The organism is Allobosea sp. GW821-FHT10B12, from assembly GCF_059415545.1.
Window position 1 is genome coordinate 566,937 of record NZ_JBWKNL010000003.1, and the last position, 20,657, is coordinate 587,593.

The following is a 20,657-nucleotide window of genomic DNA, read 5'->3' on the forward strand; positions in this document are numbered from 1 at the left end:
CGATGTGCGCCGTGTTCCGGCCACCCGCTTTTCGACAATTGAGGATTTCGCCATGAAGACCGGCATTCATCCCGACTACCACACCATCAAGGTCGTCATGACCGATGGCACCGAATACTTCACGCGTTCGACGCTGGGCAAGGAGGGCGACACCCTCAACCTCGACATCGACCCGAAGACCCACCCGGCCTGGACCGGCGGCACCCAGCACATGCTGGACCGCGGCGGCCGTGTCTCGCGCTTCAACTCGCGTTTCGGCGCTCTCGGCGCTCTCGGCAAGAAGTAATTCGCGTTTTCGCGGCCCTTCGGGCCTGCGACCCCTACAGAAAAGCCCGGCCTCGCGGCCGGGCTTTTTGCGTTGATGGCGACGATAGGCCGCGGCGCGTCCTCCTCAGCGCAGCAGGCCGAGCCGCGCCTGCAGACTCTCGAGCTGACCGCGTACCGGATTCGCCGCGGCGGGACGAACAGCGCCGGACATCTGCTCGTCGAGGTTCCGGATGCGCTCCTGAAGGCGGATCGAATGGCCGATCAAGTCGCGCAGTCGCTGCGGCAAGCGCTCCGCCTCGGCGCTGGTCGGCTGCAGCATCGGCTCGGCGATGCGCACCTTGTTGTGTTCGTTACGAGCCTGCTCGGCGCTCATCTCGCCCTCGGCAACGGCACGTTGCACCAGGAGCCAGGAGGCGATCTGCATCAGCCGCGTCGTCAAGCGCATGCTCTCGGTCGCGTAGGTCAGCGAAACTTCGCGCGGCAGCGCCGCCGACTCGGCTCGCCCCTCCCCGTCGAGGTACGAGGCGGTCGCCTCGACCAGCCCCATACCCTCGCGGAACAGCTGCATGAACGCGTCCGATTTGACGAAGCCGCGCGCGAATGAGATCGCGCCGTCCTCGACCTCGGGCCTCAGCATCGTCAAATCGGTCATCCCATGTCTCCAATCGGCACAGCGGCGTGCGATCGAAGGACGCAACGCCGGTTCTGGCCGGGACGTCGCAAGGATAACGCCATGATCTTGTCCGCGCCGTGGTAACGCATCATTAAGGTTAACGGTGCGATGGTCCGGTCCGGCGACGCCCCCGCCTTGCCCGGCTGGATCGGGCAACAGACGAAAAAAGAGCCGCCCCGAAGGCGGCTCGAAGGTCAACAGGGAGGCGTCAAACAGAGTGGGCAGGAGCCACTCGACATCCAGACAAACTGGACAATACGATTCATAATTCGGAATCGTTAAGCGACCGTTAACGCCGCCCGAAAATGCGACAAATTCGAACGATCCCGGCGCAGTTCCCGACTTAGCGCGTTACCGTCAGCTTCAGACCGAAGCGCTCGCTGACGAAGCGCTCACCGAGCGAGTAGCGATAGGTGCCCCCGAGGCTGACGCTGGGCGCGATCTCGCGCTTGATCTCGATACTGTGTCCGCCAAGTACGGTCACCGGCGCCTGCACGACCACGACGGTGTCAGGCAGCTTGAGCCGGAGCGCGGCGAGCGGTTTTCCACCATCCTCGCGCAATCCGAGATTGGCGATGTCTTCCAGGGCAGCCGCGGGTGTGGCAGCGAGCAAGGCCATGGCGAGCGCGACCAAGCGCATCGTCTGTCTCCTGTCTTGAGCAGGCGCACCATCGCGGACAGCATTCGGCTGTCCCGGGCTTCGTCCACCTGCTGTCATTGTCGGAATGGCTCCGGCCGAGCATCGCATCGGCGCGGCAGGCGGCATCCGGCCGCCTTCTGTCCACGTCCTCAGGATAGGCGCTTGCGCTCGCTATGCGAAGATGAATATCCGTTCATCGACTGGCGCATCTTGTCGCGTGGCAGGAAGGACTCAACCGTTCCGAAATTGTCGCGGCACCAGCGACAGCTGTTGACCGCCGCGGTTTCGCCTCAGGCCTTCTTGAAGAAGGCGTCGGCGGCGGAGCGCGACGCCGATTTCTTCTCGCGGGCCTCCTTCAGCCGCTCGACCTCCGCTTCCAGCAGTGCAATGCGTTCGCCGAGCTCGGCGACGGAGAGTTGCGACAAGTCCTGCCCGATCTCGTGAGCCCGCTTCGGCACCGGACGGTCGTCGTCGAGAAATCCAGCCATCATAGCCTCGCCTTGCATCCTCGGAGCGCGCGAGCTTAATCGGAGCACAACGCCAGCACCACAGGCGAGGAGATGCCCATGACCACCCAATCGCCCCCCGCCCTGCCCGCGATGATGACCGCCATCGGCTTCGATGCACCCGGTGGCCCGGATGTGTTGAAAGCGCAGCAGCGCCCCGTACCGCAACCGGGCCCCGGCCAGCTCCTGGTCCATGTCGCGGTCGCCGGCGTCAACCGGCCCGACGTACTGCAGCGCATGGGCGGCTATGCCCCGCCGCCCGGCGCCTCCGACATCCCCGGCCTCGAGATCGCCGGCCGGATCGTCGCCCTCGGCGAGGGCGTCTCGCGCTACGAGGTCGGCGACCAGGTCTGCGCTCTCGTCGCCGGCGGCGGCTATGCCGAATATGCCGTGGTCCATGAGGACAATGCCTTACCGATCCCGGCCGGGCTGTCGCTGGAGGAAGCCGGCGCCATCCCCGAGACCTATTTCACCGTTTGGACCAATGTCTTCCAGCGCGGCGGCCTGAAGAAGGGCGAGAGCTTCATGGTGCATGGCGGCACCTCGGGCATCGGCACCACTGCGATCCAACTCGCCAAAGCCTTCGGCGCGACCGTGCTGGCGACCGCCGGGTCGGAGGAGAAATGCGAGGCCTGCCGCGAGCTCGGCGCCGACCATGCCATCAACTATCGCACCGAGGATTTCGTCGCCGCGGCCAAGGCGGCGACCGGCGGGCACGGCGTCAACCTGATCCTCGACATGGTCGGCGGCGACTATATCAACCGCAATTACGAGGCGGCTGCCGAGAGCGGCCGCATCGTCCAGATCGCCTTCCTCAACGGGCCGAAGGCGGAGGTCAATTTCAGCCGCCTGATGCTGAAGCGGCTGACCCATACCGGCTCGACCCTGCGCCCGCGCACGATCGCCGAAAAGGCGGGAATCGCACGCGAGCTCGAGGAGAAAGTCTGGCCGCTGCTGACCGAGGGGCGCTGCAAGCCGGTGATCCACGCCCGCTTCCCGCTGGCGCAAGCTGCCGAAGCCCACCGGCTGATGGAGAGCAACGCCCATATCGGCAAGATCGTGCTGACGGTGTGACGGCGAGCTTGTCCACCTAATGCATCATCACTCTCGATAGAAAAGTGCCGCCGCCAAGAAAGGTCGTTCGATGGCGCTGTCAAAGCTGGAACAGAAAGCAAGGCGCCTAAAAAGCAAGGAACTCTCGGCGGCTCTCAGGCGTCTCCGTGTCGGGACAAGCTGGCGCTTAAATTCAAATTTCCTTTTTCAAGAGCGAGCCAGCTGGTTTATCAGCGTAGTATTCGCGACGTGGTTTTCTGAAAAGCGGACAACGGCAATTCTCTATATCAAACCAATGGCTCTGGATCCGTTATTCTGGGAAATAACAGGAATCGAAGAGAACAAAAGCATGCCATTATCTTTTCGTTGGAACGGCGCCTGGACGTGCTCGACTCCCGCATTCAGCAAGATCGAGCTAGACGACGAGCTTGAACCACACCCTCTTGCAGGCAGCTTATTAGATTGGTCTGAGCAGCAGAGTTCAAATTTCGAGAAATACAGCATCGATGAATTTGTGACGTTCATCCAAACTGCCCCGCGAGGCTATCCCGGCGCATTTCTCGCCGCTGAGATAACAGGTCTTATTTTGCAGGGAAAGTTGAAAACGGCACAGGAAAAATGCCACAATGCTAGATCGCAAAACGAGAGCGGCGGATTTGTCTGGGGACCACCAGAAGATCGAACATCGTTCGTTGATGCTGCTGAAAGCTGGTCGGCACGTTTCAAAAATTGAATTTCTCCGACATCTCACAAGCGTCACGACAAACCGCGGTATCGTTCCTCCATGGACAGCGACCCCGGCTTTGCCTATAAGGCGCGCCATCCTCCTCATCGTCGATGATTTGGATGACCGGCCGGGGCGGCCGGTCGGCGCCTGAGAGCTATTGCCCGCGACATTCCAGGAGACGGCCCGTGTCACAAACGCCGCTGATGCCGAAAGCCACTGCGGTCTGGCTGGTCGAGAACACCTCGCTGACCTTCGAGCAGATCGCCGAGTTCTGCAAACTGCATCCGCTCGAAGTGCGCGGCATCGCCGATGGCGAGGTCGCGGCCGGCATCAAGGGCCTCGACCCGATCACCTCCGGCCAGCTCACCCGCGAGGAGCTCGAGCGCGCCGCCAAGAACCCGTCGCACCAGCTCAAGCTCGCCGAGCGCAAGGTCAAGGTGCCAGAGATCAAGCGGACCAAGGGCCCGCGCTACACCCCGGTCTCGAAGCGCCAGGACCGCCCGAACGCGATCCTCTGGCTGCTGCGCAACCATCCCGAGCTCAAGGACGCGCAGATCATCCGCCTGATCGGCACGACCAAGACGACGATCGCCCAGATCCGCGATCGCACCCACTGGAACACCCAGCAGCTGCAGCCGATCGACCCGGTCAGCCTTGGCCTCGCCTCGCAGATCGACCTCGACTTCGAAGTGGCCCGCGCCGCCAAGGAGCGCCCGGCCATGGTCCTGCAGGACACCGGCTCGACCCTGCTCCCGGCTGAGGAGACCACCGCGCCCGCGCCGGCACCGGCCTCCCAGCCCTTCGCCGACATGAGCCGGCCGAAGCGCGAGGAAGAAGAGAAGATCGACGTCGATTCGGTCTTCGCCAAGTTGAAGCAGCTCAAGCGCCCGGCCGACGAGGACGACGACGGCGGCTACTGAGCTTGATTGGCTGATCGAGGCTGGAGGCGAGCGACTGTGACCACGGATCTCGCCTTCACCTTCCTCGGCAGCGGCGCGCCGCCCGTCAGCCTGCGCCGCGCCGGCCCGGCCCATCTCGTCGAGGCGGGCGGCAGCAAGCTCCTCATCGATTGCGGTTCCGGCGTCAGCCAGCGCCTCGTCGCCGCCGGCCATGCCGGGGCACAGATCGACGCGCTCATCGTCACCCATGAGCATTCCGACCATCTGGTCGATTTCTACCAGCTGATCGTCTCGTCCTGGCATCAGGGCCGCAACCGGCCCTGGCGCGTGATCGCGCCGGAGCCGGCACTCGCCAATATGCGCGGGCAGTACGAGGCCTTCGCCCGCGAACGCGCCTTGCGCATCGCCTTCGAGAAGCGCCCCGATGCAACCGGCCTCGACGTCGTGTTCGAAGAGCTGCGCGAAGGCCCGATCGCGGGCCTGGGCGACCTCACCGCCGAGGCTTTCCTCGTCGATCACAAGCCAGTCGAGCCGGCTTTCGGGCTTGCGCTGTCCGCGAACGGCAGCCGCATCGTGTTCTCCGGCGACACCCGCCTGACGCCCTCGCTCGAACAGGCTGCCGAGGGTTGCGACCTGCTGGTCTGCGAAGTCTTCATCGACAGCCAGATGCCGGTCGCCCCCGGCGTGCGCTCCGCCGAGACGGTGGCGTCGGTACAGAGCTATCACATGACCCCGGCAGTCGTGGCCGGCCTCGCCCAGCGCGCCGGCGTCAAGGCGCTGGCGCTGACCCATCTCGTTCCGCCGGGGGCCGACACCGCCGCACTCTTCGCCGAACTGCGCGCCGGCGGCTATGGCGGACCGCTGATCGTCGGCGAGGATCTGATGCGGCTGGAATGGCCGGCGCGGCTGCTGCGCTGGAACGGCGCCGCGGTGGGATTCTGATCGCGGCGCGGCTCAGGCCGCGCGGCGCATTCCCGCGCTGGCCTGCCCGCCATTGAGCCGGAAGCCGCCCGCCAATCTAGCGACCGCTTCGGCCGCCTCGGCCATGCCACGCCCGGCCGCAGCCGTGCGTTCCGCCGCCTGGGCGTTGTCCTGCGTGGCAGCATCGATCTCGACCAGAGCCCGCTCGATCGCGCCGACGCCTTGCGATTGCTCGGCCGTCGCCTGGCTGATCTCGCCGAACGCCTGCGCGACCTCCTCGACCTCGCTGGAGATGGTGTTGAGGCTGGCACCGGCCTCGCGCACCAGCTTCACCCCCTCGTCGACATGGACCTTGGTCTCGCTGATCAAAGCTCGCACGTCACGCGCCGCATCCGCGGATTGCTGGGCAAGCCGGCGAACTTCGGTCGCGACCACGGCGAAGCCGCGCCCGCCCTCACCCGCCCGCGCCGCCTCGACCGAGGCGTTCAGCGCCAGGAGATTGGTCTGGAAGGCGAGCCCGTCCATGACCTCGACGATGTCGACGATCCGGCGCGCCTGCTGGTCGATCCTGTCGATCGCCTCGACCGCGCGGCCTGCGACCGCGACGCCCGCGCCGGCATCGTCGGCGGTCGAGCGAGCCTTGCGCGCCGCCGTCTGGACGATGTCGGAGGTCTGGCGGACGGTCGCCGCGATCTCCTCGACAACGCTGGAGGTGTCCTGCAGCGCATTGGCCTGGCTTTGCCCGCGCTGCGACAAATCGAGCGTCGCCGAGAGGATGTCCTCGGCCGCAGCGCGCGTCTGAGATGCGTTATCAGCCACGGCCGAGAGCGCCCCGGCGAGCGCCTCTGCCGAGCGGTTGAAATTGCCGGCGACGGCAGCGAGCCGCCCTTCGAAGCCGGTCGACATCCGCGTGCTGAGATCGCCATCGGCCAAGGCCGAGAGCGCGCGGTCGGCCTCGTCCAGGAAGGATTCGCAGGCCTCAGTCAGTTCGTCGATGCCGCTCACCAATGTACTGAACCGGCCGAGATCATCGGTGCGGACGGTCCGGGCCGAGAAATCGCCGCGCTTGGCCGCGTCGACGACGCCGGCGACGGCTTCGAGCAAATGCGCTTCGATCGCGGCGCGCTCGGTCTCGCTCGCTTCGCTGTCATGACGCAATGTCTCGGCGCGCTCCTGGTTGAGTTGAGCCGTAGAGGCTGCCTCATCGGCCTGGGCGAGCGCAGCAGCGAGCCGGTGCGCGATCCAGATCAACGCGCCCGCCTCCGCCAGCAGGATGACGGCATGGACGACGACGCGGGCGAACTCGCTGCCATCAGGGAACACCGCCGCCGGATAGGCGAAGTTGAGCACGAGGTGATGCACCGCTACGACCGCCGTCGCCGCCAGGATCGAGCGCCAGCAGCACCAGGCCGTCATCACCGCGAGCGCGGCGAAGAAGGCCATGTGCATGTCGATCTGGTAGCGCGTGCCCTCGGCGGCGAAGACCAGCAGCGCCACCTGCCCGTTGATCGCGATGGTCGAGATCACGCGGGTCGAAAGACCGATCCCGTCAGAGCGCCAGGCCAGCATGGTAGCGGCAGCGAGCAAGGTCGAAACCAGCCCGATCGCGATCAGCGCCGGATGGCCGGCGAACCAGGCGACGGCGCAGGTCACCGGCACCAGCAGCCATTGTCCGGTCATCAGCGGCTTGGCGAAGGCGCGGCGGAACGTCTCGAGGCTCTGGCTCATGGGGACCGTCTCGCTGGGATGAGGGGATCGCGCGCCTGGCCGGAACAGCCGCCACCGAGCCCTGCCAGGACGAGGGCGGCGCCGGAGCTATAAAGACGCGTCGAGAAACCGGGGATGTCCGAACGGGCCAGCAGGCCGAAGCGGCCGATCGGGGCCAGAATGACGCCGTCCGCCCGGCTCACCGCTTCGGCGGCCGTGGCGGAACTCGCAGCGAGCACGACGACAATCGCCCCGTCGCGCGGCGCTAGAACGACGACGATCGGTGCGAGCAACACACCGATCGCCAAGGCCAGAGGTCCGACGCGGAGGCGATGCGCCATCGTTTAAATCCGGCGGGATAAGCGCCTGCGATCCTGAACGATTCTGTTTAAAGCAACGTAAAGTTGTACTTTCGCCGAACTACCCGGCCTTGCCTTCAGCCCAGCCCCCTGCCCTTCAGCGCGGTCCCGATCTCAGCCAGCACCGCCGGGTCCTCGATCGTCGCCGGCATGGCATAGTCCTCGCCATCGGCGATCTTCTTCATCGTGGCGCGCAGAATCTTGCCGGAACGGGTCTTCGGCAGCCGCGCCACCGTGATCGCCAGCTTGAAGGCTGCGACAGGGCCAATCTTGTCGCGCACCAGCCCAACCAGCTCCTTCTCGACCTCAGCCGGAGACTGCGTCACGCCGGCCTTCATCACGACGAAGCCACAAGGCTGCTCGCCCTTGAGCGCGTCCTTGATGCCGACCACCGCGCACTCAGCCACAGCCGGGTGCGAGGCCAGCACCTCCTCCATACCGCCGGTCGAGAGCCGGTGACCGGCGACATTGATGATGTCGTCGGTGCGGCCCATGATAAAGACATAGCCATCCGCATCGATGAAGCCGGCATCCGAGGTGTTGTAGAAGCCGGGATAGGTTTCGAGATAGGCGCTGCGGAAGCGAGCATCGTCCTGCCAGAGCGTCGGCAAGGCGCCGGGCGGCAGCGGCAGTTTTGCCACGATCGCGCCCATCGTCCCGGCCGGCACTGGCTTGCCGCCCTCGTCGAGGCACTGGATGTCGTAGCCGGGCAGCGGCACGCTCGGCGAGCCGTGCTTGATCGGCAGCAGGCCGAGCCCGACCGGATTGCCGACCATGCAGGCGCCGGTCTCGGTCTGCCACCAATGGTCGACCACCGGCACCCCGAGCACATCCTCGGCCCATTTCAGCGTGTCGGGATCGGCCCGCTCGCCGGCGAGGAAGAGCGTGCGGAACTGCGAGAGATCGTAATTCTTGAGGAACGTCGCCTGCGGGTCCTCCTTGCGGATCGCCCGAAAGGCGGTCGGCGCCGTGAACATCGCCACCGCCTTGTGCTCGGCGATCACCCGCCAATAGGCGCCGGGATCGGGCGTGCCGACCGGCTTGCCCTCGTAGAGGATCGAGGTCGCGCCCAGCAGCAACGGCCCGTAGACGATGTAGCTGTGGCCGACGACCCAGCCGACATCGGAGGCTGTGAACATCACCTCGCCGGGCTTGACGTCGTAGAGCTGCGTCATCGTCGCGAGCAGCATGACCATGTGCCCGCCATTGTCGCGGACGACGCCCTTGGGCCTGCCGGTGGTGCCGGAAGTGTAGAGCACATAGAGCGGATCGGTCGCGGCGACTTCGACGCAATCGGCCTTGCGGCCATTGGCACGGGCAGCGGCAACCAAGGTCCGCCAGTTCTTGTCGCGACTGACATGCATGGAGGCGTCGGCCTGCGGCCGTTGCAGCACGATGCAGGCGTTGGGTTTATGCGTCGCTAGATCGATCGCGGCGTCGAGCAGCGGCTTGTACTCGACCACCCGCGTCGGCTCGACGCCGCAGGTCGCGGTCATGATCAGCTTCGGCGTGGCGTCGTCGATACGGGTCGCCAGTTCCTTGGCCGCGAAGCCACCGAACACGACCGAATGCACCGCCCCGATCCGGGCACAGGCCAGCATGGCGATGGCTGCTTCGGGGATCATCGGCATGTAGAGGATGACGCGATCGCCCTTGCCGACGCCCTGGTCCTGCAGCACGGCCGCGAGCGTCGAGACCTCGTCGAGCATTTGAGCGTAAGTAAAGCTCGCCTTGGTGCCCGTGACCGGACTGTCGTAGATCAGCGCCGTCTGCTCGCCCCGGCCGTCGCGGACATGCCGGTCGAGCGCGTTGAAGCAGGTGTTGCAGCTCGCATCCGGGAACCAGCGGCCATAGATTCCGGCCTCCGCATCGAAAATCTTCTGCGGCGGCCTGATCCACTCGATGCCCCCCGCGATCTCGGCCCAGTAGGCCTCAGGGTCCCGCTGCCAGGCGGCATAGATCTCAGCATAGCGGCTTGCATGGCTGGCAGTCATGAAAAGCGTTCCTCTTCGCCTGCTATCGGCCTAGAGCTGAACTCCGGGCTGGCCGTCTGCGGGCCGGATTTGGCGCGGGATCGTGCCCATGTCCGCTCCTTGCGCGCAAGCGTTCGTCCGTCAGACTTTCAGCGCAACCGGATGGGCTGCGCTGCACACCCGGCCCAGCCGGCAGCCGCGCGGGACGATGACCTTCGACCTCACCTTCTTTGCCGTCATGGTCCCGGCCGTCGTCCTGATGGGGCTATCCAAGGGCGGCTTCTCGGGGCTCGGCCTGCTCTCGCTGCCGCTGATGGCGCTGCTCGTCTCGCCGGTGCAGGCAGCGGCGATCATGCTGCCGATCCTGATCATCCAGGACGTCGTCACCGTCTGGTCCTATCGCCGCGAATTCGACCGCAGGAACCTCGCAACCCTGCTGCCGGGCATGCTGCTCGGCGTGCTCGCCGGCTATCTCCTGGCGGCGAAGGTTTCCGACGCCGTCGTCGGCCTCGCGGTCGGGGTGATCTCGATCGGTTTCGCCTTGCGCCGGCTTCTCGCCGGCAAGACCTCAGCCCAGCCGGTGACGAAGGCGAACTACACGGCCGGCACGGTCTGGGGCGCGATCTGCGGCTTCACCAGCATGATCGCCCACGCCGGCGGCCCGCCCTTCCAGATCTATGCGATGCCGCAGCGCCTGCCTCCGGCGGTTTTCGTCGGCACCGGCGCGCTGTTCTTCGCGCTGATGAACTGGATCAAGGTGCTGCCTTATTTTGTCCTCGGCCAGTTCAGCAGCCAGAACCTGATGGCCTCGACTGCGCTCGCCCCGGTCGCGATCCTCTCGACCATCGCCGGCGTCTGGCTGGTCCGGCGCGTCCCGGCCGAGCGCTTCTACACCATCATTTACTGGCTGCTGATCGCAGTCGGCGTGAAACTGGTCTTCGACGGGCTGCGTCCACTCTTCGGCTGATTGCCCGCAGCGGGCGGCGCTTCTAGGCTGGTTGGCAACGACAGCTGGGAACGCCGAACGCTATGCCGATTTCGCCTTACGACACCGATCTCGACCGCAACCCGGCGAACTTCCAGCCGCTCTCGCCGCTGCCCTTCCTCGAGCGCGCCGCCAGCGTCTTCCCGGACCATATCGCCGTCATCCATGGTCCGCTGAGGCGGCCTTACGCCGAGCTTTACGCCCGCACCCGCCGCCTCGCCTCGGCGCTGAAGCAGCACGGCATCGGCAAGAACGACACGGTTGCGGCAATGCTGCCGAACACCCCAGCCATGCTCGAATGCCATTACGGTGTGCCGATGTGCGGCGCGGTGCTGAACACGCTCAACACCCGCCTCGATGCCGCGATCATCGCCTTCTCGCTCGACCATGGCGAGGCCAAGGTGCTGATTGCCGACCGCGAGTTCTCTGGGACGGTCAAGGAAGCGCTGGCGCTCTGCAAGGCGAAGCCGCTGGTCATCGATTACGACGACCCCGTCTATGACGGCCCGGGCGAGCGCCTCGGCAGCGTCGAATATGAGGATTTTCTCGCGCAGGGCGATCCCGATTTCGACTGGGTCATGCCGACGGACGAGTGGGACGCGATCGCGCTGAACTACACCTCCGGCACCACCGGCGATCCCAAGGGCGTGGTCTACCACCACCGCGGCGCCAACCTGCTCGCGACCTCGAACGTGCTCACCGGCGGCATGGGCCGGCACCCGGTCTATCTCTGGACCCTGCCGATGTTCCACTGCAATGGCTGGTGCTTCCCCTGGACGATCTGCCTGCTCGCCGGCACCCATGTCTGCCTGCGTCAGGTCCGGGCCAAGGCGATATACGATGCACTGGCCGAGCATGGCGTCAGCCATATGTGCGGCGCGCCGATCGTGATGTCGGCACTGCTCAACGCGCCCGATGCCGAGCGCCGCAGCTTCCCGCAGAAGGTGAATTTCTTCACAGCCGCTGCGCCGCCGCCCGAGGCGGTGCTCGCCGGCATGGCGCAGGCCGGCTTCAACGTCGTCCATCTCTATGGGCTGACCGAGGTCTATGGCCCCGCCGTGGTCAACGAGTGGAACGGTGCCTGGGACGCCTTGCCGGGTGGCGAGCAGGCGGCGCTGAAGGCGCGCCAGGGCGTGCGCTATCCGGCGCTGGAAGGGCTCGACGTGCTCGATCCGGAAACGATGGAGCGCGTGCCGCATGACGGCCAAAGCCTCGGTGAGGTGATGTTCCGCGGCAATGTCGTGATGAAGGGCTATCTCAAGAACCCGAAATCGACCGCCGCCGCCTTCGCGGGCGGCTGGTTCCATTCCGGCGATCTCGGCGTGATGCATCCCGACGGCTATATCCAGCTCAAGGACCGCTCCAAGGACATCATCATCTCCGGCGGCGAGAACATCTCCTCAATCGAGGTCGAGGACGCGCTCTACAAGCATCCGGCTGTGCACGCCGCCGCCGTCGTCGCTAAGCCCGACGAGAAATGGGGTGAGACGCCCTGCGCCTTCGTCGAGCTGAAGCCGGGGCAAACCGCCACGCAGGACGAGATCATCGCCTGGTGCAAGACGCTGCTTGCCTCGTTCAAATGCCCACGGACCGTGGTCTTCACCGAGGTGCCGAAGACCTCGACCGGAAAGATCCAGAAGTTCAAGCTGCGCGAGATGGCGCGGGCACTGTGATGAAGCGTCGCGCGATGGCGGCCCGTGCCCATTGGCCGACCCGCGCGACAGCTCATCGACGATTCAGCTCGGGATCAGGACGTTGGAGTAGTGCACGGCGGAAAACGGAAAATCCGTGCTTGCCCATTGGCGCAATGCGCGGAAGAGCTTTGCGTAATAGCCCCTCTCATAGGCCGACGGCGTTACCCACCAGCTGATATCGACTTCGCACTCCGCCAGTTCTTCTGAAAGCGACGTGCGCCTTCCCAGCGGGTAGAGATAACAACAGCCGAGATACTCCCGGTCGACGGTGTATACGGCGTAGCTGAACGAATACCCTTCACGAAATTCGCACTCGTGCCAGACCAGATCGATGAAGTTGCCATCCTCGGTGACCGCAACCGTCGGCCAGCCACCCCCGCGCGTCTTCTGGATCAGCGCGATGCTGGCGTTGATGCCGGCAACATCGTCCGCGAGATGCTCGCGCCCGAGGACCGTCGCGACAAGATCCTCGAAAAACAAGGTCGAAGGTGCGAGGAACTCCGCAGGCAGCAGGATGGGTTTTACGAGTCGAGTATAGTCCACGGTCTCTTCCTACTCGCCGATCAAGCCGACATCTGCCGGCCTCGGCCGCCGACCTTGGCATCATAGAGGGCAGCGTCGGCGCGGTGGTAGACCTCCGCGAGCGTATCGCCGGGCCGGATCTGTGTCAGGCCCGCTGAGAACGAATAGTGGAAGCTTGGCTGCGACGGCAGGGATCCAGGCCGGCCGACCGCTCTGAACAGGCGCTCGATCAGGAGCTCGGCTGCCGCCGGCCCGAGCTGCGGCAGGATCAGCAAGAACTCCTCCCCACCAACCCGCCCGAAGCTGTCGGCGGGGCGCAGATTCCTCTGCACGCTCTTGCCAAAATCGATCAGCACCGCATCGCCGAACTGATGGCCGAAACGGTCATTGATCTGCTTGAAGCGATCGATATCGAGCAGCGCGACGCAGGTTTCGCTGCCCTCGCCGCGGCTCTCCCTGGCAATAATCTCCTGCAGCACGCTCATGCAGTAGCGCCGGTTCGAGATCCCGGTCAGTTCGTCGGTCTGCGAAGCCTTGCGGGCACTGTCCCGGTCTTGCCGCAGACTGCGTTCGCCGGTTCGCAGCTCGGTGATGTCGGACGCTATGCACAGCATCCAGCCGGTCGGCGAAACCGTTTCGGTCATCCATAGCCAGCGGCCATCGGTGATATCGGTCTCGAAGGCGCGGTAGGCGGTTTTCCCGCGGCGGGACCGGGCCGAGGTCAGCCAGTGCTCGAAATCCTCGGTCGCGAAGGCGACACCGCGGCGCTGCTCGAAATTGCGCCGCACGATCTCAGCCCAGCTGATCGCCTCGTGCGCGGCGACACCATAGGCCGCGCGATAAGCAGCGTTCGATCTCCGCAGGATGTCCTGCGGATCGAAAAGCGCCACGAGCGTGCCGCTGGTCTCGAAGAGGCTCTCGGTGATATCGCCGAACAACGCCATGTGCGCCGCACTCCTGACGATACGTTACGTGGGAGTGTTTAGCGGCGGGTAAAACTGTGCTGCGCAAAGCGCGCGTTCGTCGCGAGCTGCCGCGGCTCACGGGCGGCCTCACAGCTCGGCCGCCGCCCAGTCTCCGACCCGCGCAAGGAATTGCTCAGCTGCGTTCAGCTCGGCGAGCGCGATCCACTCATTCGGCTGATGCGCCTGCGCGATCGAGCCGGGGCCGCAGACCAGCGCCGGGATGCCTGCCTGCTGGAAGAAGCCCGCCTCGGTCCCGAACGGCATCGCCATCGGCGGCCATATCCCGCCGAGCCGGCGCGCTACTCCGACGGCTGGACCGGCTGGGTCGCAAGAGAGCGGCGGCACGCGTGCAAGCGGCATCGTCTCAACGCTCACCCCGGCAGCCAACCCGGTCGCTAATCTTTCAATTGCGGCGAGCACAGCGCCGGCAGTCGCTTCATCGGGTGGCCGGAACTCCCAAACGACCTCGCAACGCTCCGGGATGATGTTGATGGCGCTGCCGCCCTCGATCTTGCCTATGTTGACGCTGGTTCCACTACACGCATCACCAAAGGCCGCGAGCGTCGCGACGAATGCCGCCGCCGGCTCGATCGCGCTGGCGCCGAGGCGCGGATCGCTCGAATGGGCGGCGCGGCCGTGGAAGACGCTGCGGTAGCCGTAGAAGCCGCGATGGCTGAGCCCGATGCGCATCTGCGTCGGCTCGCCGATAACGGCGAGCGCCGGAGCCAGATCGCGCGCCTGCATGTCGGCGATCAGGAGTGGGACGCCGAGACAGCCGACCTCCTCATCATAGGACAAAGCCAGGTGGATCGGCCGCCGAAGGTCCCGGGCCCGCCAGCCGGGTACCGCTCCAAGACAGGCGGCGACAAACCCCTTCATGTCGACGGCGCCGCGGCCATGTAGCTGCCCGTCGCTGCTGGTGAGCACGAACGGGTCGCTCGCCCAATCCTGGTCGTCGACAGGAACGACATCGGTATGCCCGGAGAGGACGATGCCGCCCGGCATGTCGGGGCCGATCGTCGCCAGGATATTGGCCTTGGCGCCCGAGGCATCGCTGGTCAGATACACCCGCGCTCCGAGCCCTTCCAGATAGTTGGCGGCCCAGTGGACCAGATCAAGATTGGAATGCCGCGACGTCGTGTCGAAGGCCACGAGCCTGCGCAGGATCCCGGTCGTATCCATGACCACTCTCAGAGCCGGGTTGGGCCGGGTTGAGATGCCGGCCGCTGCCGGGCACCCACCCAATTCCCGGTCGCGAGGAAGAAACCGGCGAGGATCAGCGCCATCCCCATGACGTGGAAGCCGCGTACCGGCTCGCCCAGCGCGATCATCGCGAGCAGGGCCGTGAACAGCGCCACGAGATGGAACGACACACCGGTGACGCTCGGTCCGAGAGTAGCGACGCAATGCCCCCAGAGGATGAAGGCGAGCAGCGAGGCGAACACGCCGATATAGAGAACCGCAGCAACCGAACCCGCATCGGTCGGGATGCGTGCGCCCTGTGCCAGCTCGAGGGCCCAGAACGGCGCGAGCACCAGCAGGCCGGCCGCCATGGTGGCAGCCAGGAACACCAGTGGGCTCAGGCTCGCCGGCTTGCGCCGGAGCAGGACGGAATAGATGGCGTAGTTCGCGACGGCGATGAGCACCAGAAATTCGCCGCCATCGGCCCGCAGGCCACCTAGCTGTTGCAGATCGCCGCGCGCGACGATCCACACGACGCCGGCGAAGGACACTGCGATGCCGGCGAGCGTCCGGCGCGAGACGCGCTCGACGCCGAGCGCGAAGGCCGCGAGGGGCACCATCAACGGCAGGGTCGAGTTCAGGAAGGCGACGCTGGCTGCAGGCGTCGTCCGCAACGCGAGATATCCCAGCGCGTTGTAGCCGGCGACGCCGAAGGCGCCGCAGGCGGTGATCAGGGCAAGATGCTGCCGGAGCAGCGCCCGCTCCCGCCAGGCCTGCTTGCCGATGAAGGGAGCAAGACAGGCCAGCGCCACGAGCCAGCGTCCAATGGCCAGCGAGACCGGCGGAAAGCTCGCACCGAGCGCGCGACCGAGGACGAGATTCCCGGCCCAGAACAGCGGCGGCAGCCAGAGCAGCAGAAGCGGACGCACCCAGAGCCTTTGCAACAAAGCAGACATCGCCGCCTCACACGCCGTCGAGGCCGATGCGCACGCGCCGGTTGTGCCGGCCCTTGTTGTCGATCTTCAGGATCCGCACCGGCCGCGACGCCCCAGTCGAAGCCAGATGCGTGCCGCCGCAGGCCTGGCGATCGAGCCCGACGATATCGACGACCCTGATCTTGCCATCGGCCGTCGGCGGCGGCGTAACCGAGCGCGAGCGGATCAGGCCGGGCTCGTCGAACGCTTCGTCCTCACCGACATAGGTCTCACGGACTGCCAGGTCCTGGGTGATCACGTCGTTGATAGCGCCCTCGAGGCCGCGCAGGCGCTCGTTATCCGCCTCTGGCAGGTCGAAATCGATCCGTGCGGTCCCGTCCTCGTTCATCTGGACGCCGGTCACGAGCGCGCCGTCGAAGCCCTGATAGACCAGCGCATTGACGATGTGCAGATCGGTATGGAGCTCGCGCATGAGCTGCCGGAACGGGCGGTCGACCTGCGCGGCGACGGCGCCCGACAGCATCACCGGCTCGACGAGCAGGTGCCAGATGCCGTCCGTCTTCGTCTCGAAGCCGGCGATCAGGACCTCGCCGCCCGACCAGTGCAACGTTCCCCTGTCGGGGAGCTGGCCGCCGCCACCAGGATAGAACGGCGAGCGATCGAGCCGGACGCGGCCCGGCTCGGCAGCCACGACCGCGGTTTCGAGGTCGAACACCTCCGGCTCGTCCAGGCAGAAATAGCGCGTCACGCGAAGACTCCTTTTCGTTGGGGAGTCTGGCGGGTTGGCTCAGCGCGGTATTGGCGGAAATTGATCGATCAGATGGCAGGGCCGGCCCGTTGGTACTGAAGCGGCGTGATCCCAAACGAGCGCTTGAAGTGCCTGGTCAGCGCGCTCTGGTCATAGAAGCCGCTGGTCAGGGCTGCATCTGCGATGGGCGCGCCGGCCTTCAACTGGCGAATCGCCGCCTTCAGCCGGAGCTGCGTGAGATAGGCGTGAGGCGTTAGCCCGATCGTGCGCTTGAACAGGCCGATGAGCTGGAACGGCGTCATGTCAACCCAGAGCCCCATCTCGTTCAGGTTCAGCCCGTTTTCGGCATGCTGGACGGCCATCCGCCGCGCCACGGCTGCAACCGCCTTCTCGTCGCGTGGGGCGATCGGGATCAACCGGGCACCGTCGCCATGGCGCGCGAACAATTGGCCGAAGCTGGCGACGAGGAGCTCGCGCTCTTCGAGCGGATCCTGACCATCATCGAGCGAGCGATGCAGCCGGGCGAAGGCTGCGATCAGATCGGCATCGCCGAGGACATTGCGCATGAAATAGGCCGGCCGACTGATCCCGAGATCGGCGGTGACCTGATCGATGGCAGGCTGCGTCAGGTAGATCGAGCGGTAGCGCCAACGCTTGCTCCAGCCCATGCGGCCGGAATGGGGCTCGGCGGGATTGAAGACCAGCAGGACGCTCTCCCGGGCCTCGTCGCTGCGCCCGCGGCTCTTGAACTCCGCGCCCCCGCTCTCCGTCACGGCGACGACGAACGCATCGTGCTGGTGCGGGGCGTAGTCATGCGTCGTGAAGTCAGCGTGGAGGCAGCTGAGCCCGTCGACGCCGGCCGCATTCCAGTAGCGAGTGGTGTTGCGTGTATCGACCCGGGCCAACGGCGCATCCCTCGTGGCGCAGCGATTCTTGCACGATCAACGCAGCGCGTCCAAGCCCGGCCGCGCTGGCGACCGGAAGGCTGGTGGCTGGCCCGGTGCTCGACCCCCAAAAAACCGGCCCCTTTCGGGGCCGGTGACGCGCCTTGCGCGGATTCGTCACGGGCCGCCGCGGCCCGCTCTGTCATCTCAGTGCAATGTCGGTGACGGCATGGTCAACCGCACGCGCTCGATCTCGTCCTTCAGCAGCAGCTTCTTTCGCTTCAGCTCGGCCACGCTGAGATCGTTCGACGAGGGGCTCGATACCGCCTGGGCGATAGCTTCCTCGAGCTGGCGATGCTTGCGTTCAAGCTCGGCGAGATGGGTCTGCAGCGACATCTGGATCCTCCTGATGAGCGTTCTGGCAGGTCAAGTCTGACACAGAGCCGGCTTCGCGTCTGCGGGGCAGACGTGCACCGCACCATGAGTTTCTGTGATCCCTTCCGGGACCTTTCCCGAGGCGCGTGAATGCGAGCGAGCCAGCCTTGCATCTGCCCGGGCGGCACCCTTGCCGCGCCGCCCGCACCTGCGCATAGTCGGCCGCGATCGCGGCGATGATGAGACGGCTTCATGGGATTCGAACTGAGCCCGGAGGAGATCGAGGTCCTGGAGGCGGAGCTCGCGCGATTGCGCGAGGAGCATCGCGACCTCGACAGCGCCATCGATGCGCTCGAACGGCTCGGCCCGGTCAACCAGATCCAGATCCAGCGCCTGAAGAAGCGCAAGCTCTATCTGCGCGACCGGATCTCCTATCTCGAAGACCAGCTGACGCCGGATATCATCGCTTAGGCGCGGAAATTCCGCGGGAATCCCGATTCCGCGCTTGCCTGTGACGTTGCGGCCGGTCTAGATCGCGCGCTTCCTCCCTCCTGCCGGGAAGCATCTGATCTCATGGCCGAGCCGACCCCTCCCGTCGCCATCATCATGGGCAGCCAGTCCGACTGGGCAACGATGCGCCATGCCGCCGAAACGCTTGGTGAGCTCGGCATCCCCTTCGATGCGCGCATCGTCTCGGCCCATCGCACGCCCGACCGGATGGTCGACTTCGCCAAGGGCGCGAGAGCAGCCGGATTCAAGGTCATCATTGCCGGCGCCGGCGGCGCGGCGCATCTGCCGGGCATGACGGCTTCGCTCACGCCGCTCCCCGTCTTCGGCGTGCCGGTCGAATCCAAGGCGCTCTCCGGTCAGGACAGCCTGCTCTCGATCGTGCAGATGCCGGGTGGCATTCCGGTCGGCACGCTCGCCATCGGGAAGGCCGGCGCGATCAACGCCGCCTTGCTCGCCGCCGCCGTGCTCGCACTCTCCGACGACGCTCTCGCCGAGCGACTCGACGCCTGGCGCGCCAGGTTGAGCAATGCCGTCGCCGAGCGCCCGAAGGACGAGGCATGAGCCAGCCTGATCCACGCGGTCTCGGCCCTGGCGCCGTGCTCGGCATCCTCGGCGGCGGGCAGCTCGCCCGCATGCTGGCGCTCGCGGCGGCCGATCTCGGCGTACGCGCCCACATCTTCGCGCCCGAGCCCGACAGCCCGGCCTATGAGGTCGCCGCCCGCCACACCATCGGCGCTTATGAGGACGAGGCGGCGCTCGCCAGCTTCGCCGACGCCGTCGATGTCGTGACCTACGAGTTCGAGAACGTCCCCGCTGCGACCGCAGCCTTCCTCGCCGCCCGCACGCCGCTGCATCCCGGCGCCCGGGCGCTCGCGGTGACGCAAGACCGTCTCACCGAGAAACGCTTCGTCGCCGGGCTCGGCCTTGCCGTCGCGCCGTTCGAGCAGGTCGACTCGCTTGCCGATCTGGAGCAGGCCGTCGCCAGGCTCGGCCGCCCCGCCGTGCTCAAGACCCGCCGCTTCGGCTATGACGGCAAGGGTCAGGTCAAGATCGCCGACGACGTCGATCTCGCGCAGGCCTGGGACGAGATCGGCCATTTCCCGGCGATCCTCGAAGGCTTCGTCACCTTCGCGCGCGAGGTCTCGGTCGTTGCCGCCCGCGCTGCCGATGGCTCCTTCGCGGCCTTCGATGTCTGCGAGAACGAACATCGCGACCACATCCTGGCGCTGACGCAGGTGCCTGCCCGCATCGATGTGGCTGCAGCCGACGCCGCCATCGAAGCGGCACGGCGCATCGGCGAGGCGCTCGGTTACGTCGGCGTCTTCGCCGTCGAATTCTTCCTGGTCGAGGGCAAGACCGGCGAACAGGTCGTCGTCAACGAGATTGCTCCGCGCGTCCACAACTCCGGACACTGGACCAGCGAGGGCGCGCAGACCTCGCAATTCCACCAGCATGTCCGCGCCGTCTGCGGCTTTCCGCTCGGCGCGACGACGCGGCGCGGCCGCGTCACCATGGAGAACCTGATCGGCGACCAGGCGAACGACTGGCGCGCCATCCTGGCCGAGCCGGGCACGCATCTGCACCTCTATGGCAAGCGCGAGGCCAGGCCCGGCCGCAAGATGGGCCACGTCACCCGCGTCGTCCCCGAGGACGACTGAGGCGTGACGCCGGATCAGGCGAAACCCGCGTGTTTGCGCGCGTTTTGCCGCGCTGCAGCGTGGACAGGTCACGGGAATTCTGGTATCCGCACGACCTTCGCGGCGATCTTCCGGACGGGAGGTCGCCGCCCCGATTCCGGACCACCGACAACGACGGACTAAGAGACGTGCAGGTTCTCGTTCGCGACAACAATGTCGACCAGGCGCTGCGGGCGCTGAAGAAGAAGATGCAGCGCGAGGGCATCTTCCGTGAGATGAAGCTTCGCGGCCATTACGAGAAGCCGTCCGAGAAGAAGGCGCGCGAAAAGGCCGAGGCCGTTCGCCGCGCCCGCAAGCTGATCCGCAAGAAGCTGCAGCGCGAAGGCCTGCTGCCGGCGCCGGTGAAGCCGAAGCGCCCCGAGCGTCCCGCTCGGCCGGCGGTCTGACCACGCAAGGCTCCGGCCGCCGCCCGCTACCGTTCTGATATCTGTGTGC

Annotated in this window: 24 protein-coding genes; 11 read left to right on the top strand and 13 right to left on the bottom strand. The window is 66.2% G+C overall.

From position 1 onward, the window contains the following. Positions 1 to 52: 52 nt before the first annotated feature. Positions 53 to 286: a 50S ribosomal protein L31 gene (gene rpmE, locus AC07O0_RS12665; protein WP_066471911.1), complete on the top strand. Its 234-nt coding sequence runs from the start codon at positions 53 to 55 to the stop codon at positions 284 to 286. A gap of 105 nt (positions 287 to 391) precedes the next feature. Here rpmE and rcdA read toward each other — a convergent pair whose 3' ends face one another. The 3 genes from rcdA to AC07O0_RS12680 form a co-directional block, all read right to left on the bottom strand. Then, entirely contained in the window at positions 392 to 904 is a 513-nt protein-coding gene (rcdA, locus tag AC07O0_RS12670) for a protease adaptor protein RcdA (protein WP_494623459.1), read from the bottom strand. A 379-nt stretch (positions 905 to 1,283) separates the two neighbouring features. Further along, entirely contained in the window at positions 1,284 to 1,580 is a 297-nt protein-coding gene (locus tag AC07O0_RS12675; RefSeq protein ID WP_494623460.1) for a hypothetical protein, read from the bottom strand. A 290-nt stretch (positions 1,581 to 1,870) separates the two neighbouring features. Further along, positions 1,871 to 2,068 (bottom strand): DUF1192 domain-containing protein, encoded by a 198-nt coding sequence (locus AC07O0_RS12680; RefSeq protein ID WP_494623462.1) that lies wholly within the window; start codon positions 2,066 to 2,068, stop codon positions 1,871 to 1,873. 78 nt (positions 2,069 to 2,146) lie between these two features. On the opposite strand from AC07O0_RS12680, the gene AC07O0_RS12685 reads away from it, so the two are divergent. From AC07O0_RS12685 to AC07O0_RS12700, 4 genes are all read left to right on the top strand, one after another. Then, a complete protein-coding gene (locus tag AC07O0_RS12685; protein WP_494623464.1) occupies positions 2,147 to 3,160 on the top strand; it encodes an NAD(P)H-quinone oxidoreductase in 1,014 nt (337 codons plus the stop codon). A gap of 70 nt (positions 3,161 to 3,230) precedes the next feature. Next, positions 3,231 to 3,872, top strand: a complete 642-nt coding sequence (locus AC07O0_RS12690) for a hypothetical protein (RefSeq protein WP_494623466.1) — start codon at positions 3,231 to 3,233, stop codon at positions 3,870 to 3,872. A 179-nt stretch (positions 3,873 to 4,051) separates the two neighbouring features. Continuing rightward, on the top strand, positions 4,052 to 4,786 hold the full coding sequence (locus AC07O0_RS12695) for a DUF1013 domain-containing protein (protein WP_494623468.1): 735 nt from the start codon (positions 4,052 to 4,054) through the stop codon (positions 4,784 to 4,786). A gap of 36 nt (positions 4,787 to 4,822) precedes the next feature. Continuing rightward, positions 4,823 to 5,707, top strand: coding sequence for an MBL fold metallo-hydrolase (locus AC07O0_RS12700; protein ID WP_494623470.1), 885 nt, complete (start codon positions 4,823 to 4,825; stop codon positions 5,705 to 5,707). Between the two features lie 12 nt (positions 5,708 to 5,719). Here AC07O0_RS12700 and AC07O0_RS12705 read toward each other — a convergent pair whose 3' ends face one another. From AC07O0_RS12705 to AC07O0_RS12715, 3 genes are all read right to left on the bottom strand, one after another. Then, positions 5,720 to 7,414, bottom strand: a complete 1,695-nt coding sequence (locus AC07O0_RS12705) for a methyl-accepting chemotaxis protein (protein ID WP_494623472.1) — start codon at positions 7,412 to 7,414, stop codon at positions 5,720 to 5,722. After that, on the bottom strand, positions 7,411 to 7,734 hold the full coding sequence (locus AC07O0_RS12710) for a hypothetical protein (protein WP_494623474.1): 324 nt from the start codon (positions 7,732 to 7,734) through the stop codon (positions 7,411 to 7,413). The genes AC07O0_RS12705 and AC07O0_RS12710 overlap by 4 nt, the downstream gene beginning before the upstream one ends. Positions 7,735 to 7,829: 95 nt before the next feature. After that, positions 7,830 to 9,746 carry a propionyl-CoA synthetase gene (locus AC07O0_RS12715; RefSeq protein ID WP_494623476.1) on the bottom strand — a complete coding sequence of 639 codons (1,917 nt, stop codon included), beginning with the start codon at positions 9,744 to 9,746 and terminating at the stop codon, positions 7,830 to 7,832. Positions 9,747 to 9,933: 187 nt separating this feature from the next. On the opposite strand from AC07O0_RS12715, the gene AC07O0_RS12720 reads away from it, so the two are divergent. Continuing rightward, positions 9,934 to 10,692 (top strand): sulfite exporter TauE/SafE family protein, encoded by a 759-nt coding sequence (locus AC07O0_RS12720; RefSeq protein WP_494623478.1) that lies wholly within the window; start codon positions 9,934 to 9,936, stop codon positions 10,690 to 10,692. 62 nt (positions 10,693 to 10,754) lie between these two features. Beyond that, positions 10,755 to 12,383 carry an acyl-CoA synthetase gene (locus AC07O0_RS12725; RefSeq protein WP_494623480.1) on the top strand — a complete coding sequence of 543 codons (1,629 nt, stop codon included), beginning with the start codon at positions 10,755 to 10,757 and terminating at the stop codon, positions 12,381 to 12,383. Between the two features lie 63 nt (positions 12,384 to 12,446). On the opposite strand, the gene AC07O0_RS12730 is transcribed toward AC07O0_RS12725, so the two are convergent. The 7 genes from AC07O0_RS12730 to AC07O0_RS12760 form a co-directional block, all read right to left on the bottom strand. Then, on the bottom strand, positions 12,447 to 12,947 hold the full coding sequence (locus tag AC07O0_RS12730; RefSeq protein WP_494623482.1) for a GNAT family N-acetyltransferase: 501 nt from the start codon (positions 12,945 to 12,947) through the stop codon (positions 12,447 to 12,449). A 20-nt stretch (positions 12,948 to 12,967) separates the two neighbouring features. Further along, entirely contained in the window at positions 12,968 to 13,870 is a 903-nt protein-coding gene (locus AC07O0_RS12735) for a GGDEF domain-containing protein (RefSeq protein ID WP_494623484.1), read from the bottom strand. A 108-nt stretch (positions 13,871 to 13,978) separates the two neighbouring features. Beyond that, complete coding sequence (gene argE, locus AC07O0_RS12740) at positions 13,979 to 15,073, bottom strand: acetylornithine deacetylase (RefSeq protein WP_494623486.1); 1,095 nt, start codon at positions 15,071 to 15,073, stop codon at positions 13,979 to 13,981. Positions 15,074 to 15,081: 8 nt separating this feature from the next. After that, the gene (locus AC07O0_RS12745) at positions 15,082 to 16,029 is read right to left on the bottom strand and encodes a DMT family transporter (protein ID WP_494623488.1); all 948 of its coding nucleotides are present in this window, start codon (positions 16,027 to 16,029) and stop codon (positions 15,082 to 15,084) included. Between the two features lie 7 nt (positions 16,030 to 16,036). Then, positions 16,037 to 16,756 (bottom strand): alanyl-tRNA editing protein, encoded by a 720-nt coding sequence (locus tag AC07O0_RS12750; RefSeq protein WP_494623490.1) that lies wholly within the window; start codon positions 16,754 to 16,756, stop codon positions 16,037 to 16,039. Positions 16,757 to 16,824: 68 nt separating this feature from the next. Then, complete coding sequence (locus tag AC07O0_RS12755; protein ID WP_494623492.1) at positions 16,825 to 17,661, bottom strand: AraC family transcriptional regulator; 837 nt, start codon at positions 17,659 to 17,661, stop codon at positions 16,825 to 16,827. A 186-nt stretch (positions 17,662 to 17,847) separates the two neighbouring features. Then, positions 17,848 to 18,036 carry a YdcH family protein gene (locus AC07O0_RS12760; protein WP_494623494.1) on the bottom strand — a complete coding sequence of 63 codons (189 nt, stop codon included), beginning with the start codon at positions 18,034 to 18,036 and terminating at the stop codon, positions 17,848 to 17,850. Between the two features lie 231 nt (positions 18,037 to 18,267). Here AC07O0_RS12760 and AC07O0_RS12765 point away from each other — a divergent pair, with 231 nt between their 5' ends. The 4 genes from AC07O0_RS12765 (at position 18,268) to rpsU (ending at position 20,608) form a co-directional block, all read left to right on the top strand. Continuing rightward, positions 18,268 to 18,486, top strand: coding sequence for a YdcH family protein (locus AC07O0_RS12765; protein WP_110488657.1), 219 nt, complete (start codon positions 18,268 to 18,270; stop codon positions 18,484 to 18,486). A gap of 102 nt (positions 18,487 to 18,588) precedes the next feature. Next, positions 18,589 to 19,086, top strand: a complete 498-nt coding sequence (purE, locus tag AC07O0_RS12770) for a 5-(carboxyamino)imidazole ribonucleotide mutase (RefSeq protein ID WP_454024791.1) — start codon at positions 18,589 to 18,591, stop codon at positions 19,084 to 19,086. Continuing rightward, the gene (locus AC07O0_RS12775; protein ID WP_494623497.1) at positions 19,083 to 20,183 is read left to right on the top strand and encodes a 5-(carboxyamino)imidazole ribonucleotide synthase; all 1,101 of its coding nucleotides are present in this window, start codon (positions 19,083 to 19,085) and stop codon (positions 20,181 to 20,183) included. The genes purE and AC07O0_RS12775 overlap by 4 nt, the downstream gene beginning before the upstream one ends. Before the next feature lie 167 nt (positions 20,184 to 20,350). Further along, the gene (gene rpsU / locus AC07O0_RS12780; protein WP_092161278.1) at positions 20,351 to 20,608 is read left to right on the top strand and encodes a 30S ribosomal protein S21; all 258 of its coding nucleotides are present in this window, start codon (positions 20,351 to 20,353) and stop codon (positions 20,606 to 20,608) included. Positions 20,609 to 20,657: the final 49 nt, after the last annotated feature.

Coding starts and splice junctions, on each gene's coding strand:
- rpmE (WP_066471911.1), top strand. CDS start 53: ATGAAGACCGGCATTCATCCCGACTACCACACCATCAAGGTCGTCATG.
- rcdA (WP_494623459.1), bottom strand. CDS start 904: ATGCTGAGGCCCGAGGTCGAGGACGGCGCGATCTCATTCGCGCGCGGC.
- AC07O0_RS12675 (WP_494623460.1), bottom strand. CDS start 1,580: ATGCGCTTGGTCGCGCTCGCCATGGCCTTGCTCGCTGCCACACCCGCG.
- AC07O0_RS12680 (WP_494623462.1), bottom strand. CDS start 2,068: ATGGCTGGATTTCTCGACGACGACCGTCCGGTGCCGAAGCGGGCTCAC.
- AC07O0_RS12685 (WP_494623464.1), top strand. CDS start 2,147: ATGACCACCCAATCGCCCCCCGCCCTGCCCGCGATGATGACCGCCATC.
- AC07O0_RS12690 (WP_494623466.1), top strand. CDS start 3,231: ATGGCGCTGTCAAAGCTGGAACAGAAAGCAAGGCGCCTAAAAAGCAAG.
- AC07O0_RS12705 (WP_494623472.1), bottom strand. CDS start 7,414: ATGAGCCAGAGCCTCGAGACGTTCCGCCGCGCCTTCGCCAAGCCGCTG.
- AC07O0_RS12710 (WP_494623474.1), bottom strand. CDS start 7,734: ATGGCGCATCGCCTCCGCGTCGGACCTCTGGCCTTGGCGATCGGTGTG.
- AC07O0_RS12715 (WP_494623476.1), bottom strand. CDS start 9,746: ATGACTGCCAGCCATGCAAGCCGCTATGCTGAGATCTATGCCGCCTGG.
- AC07O0_RS12720 (WP_494623478.1), top strand. CDS start 9,934: ATGACCTTCGACCTCACCTTCTTTGCCGTCATGGTCCCGGCCGTCGTC.
- AC07O0_RS12725 (WP_494623480.1), top strand. CDS start 10,755: ATGCCGATTTCGCCTTACGACACCGATCTCGACCGCAACCCGGCGAAC.
- AC07O0_RS12735 (WP_494623484.1), bottom strand. CDS start 13,870: ATGGCGTTGTTCGGCGATATCACCGAGAGCCTCTTCGAGACCAGCGGC.
- argE (WP_494623486.1), bottom strand. CDS start 15,073: ATGGATACGACCGGGATCCTGCGCAGGCTCGTGGCCTTCGACACGACG.
- AC07O0_RS12745 (WP_494623488.1), bottom strand. CDS start 16,029: ATGTCTGCTTTGTTGCAAAGGCTCTGGGTGCGTCCGCTTCTGCTGCTC.
- AC07O0_RS12760 (WP_494623494.1), bottom strand. CDS start 18,036: ATGTCGCTGCAGACCCATCTCGCCGAGCTTGAACGCAAGCATCGCCAG.
- AC07O0_RS12765 (WP_110488657.1), top strand. CDS start 18,268: ATGGGATTCGAACTGAGCCCGGAGGAGATCGAGGTCCTGGAGGCGGAG.
- purE (WP_454024791.1), top strand. CDS start 18,589: ATGGCCGAGCCGACCCCTCCCGTCGCCATCATCATGGGCAGCCAGTCC.
- AC07O0_RS12775 (WP_494623497.1), top strand. CDS start 19,083: ATGAGCCAGCCTGATCCACGCGGTCTCGGCCCTGGCGCCGTGCTCGGC.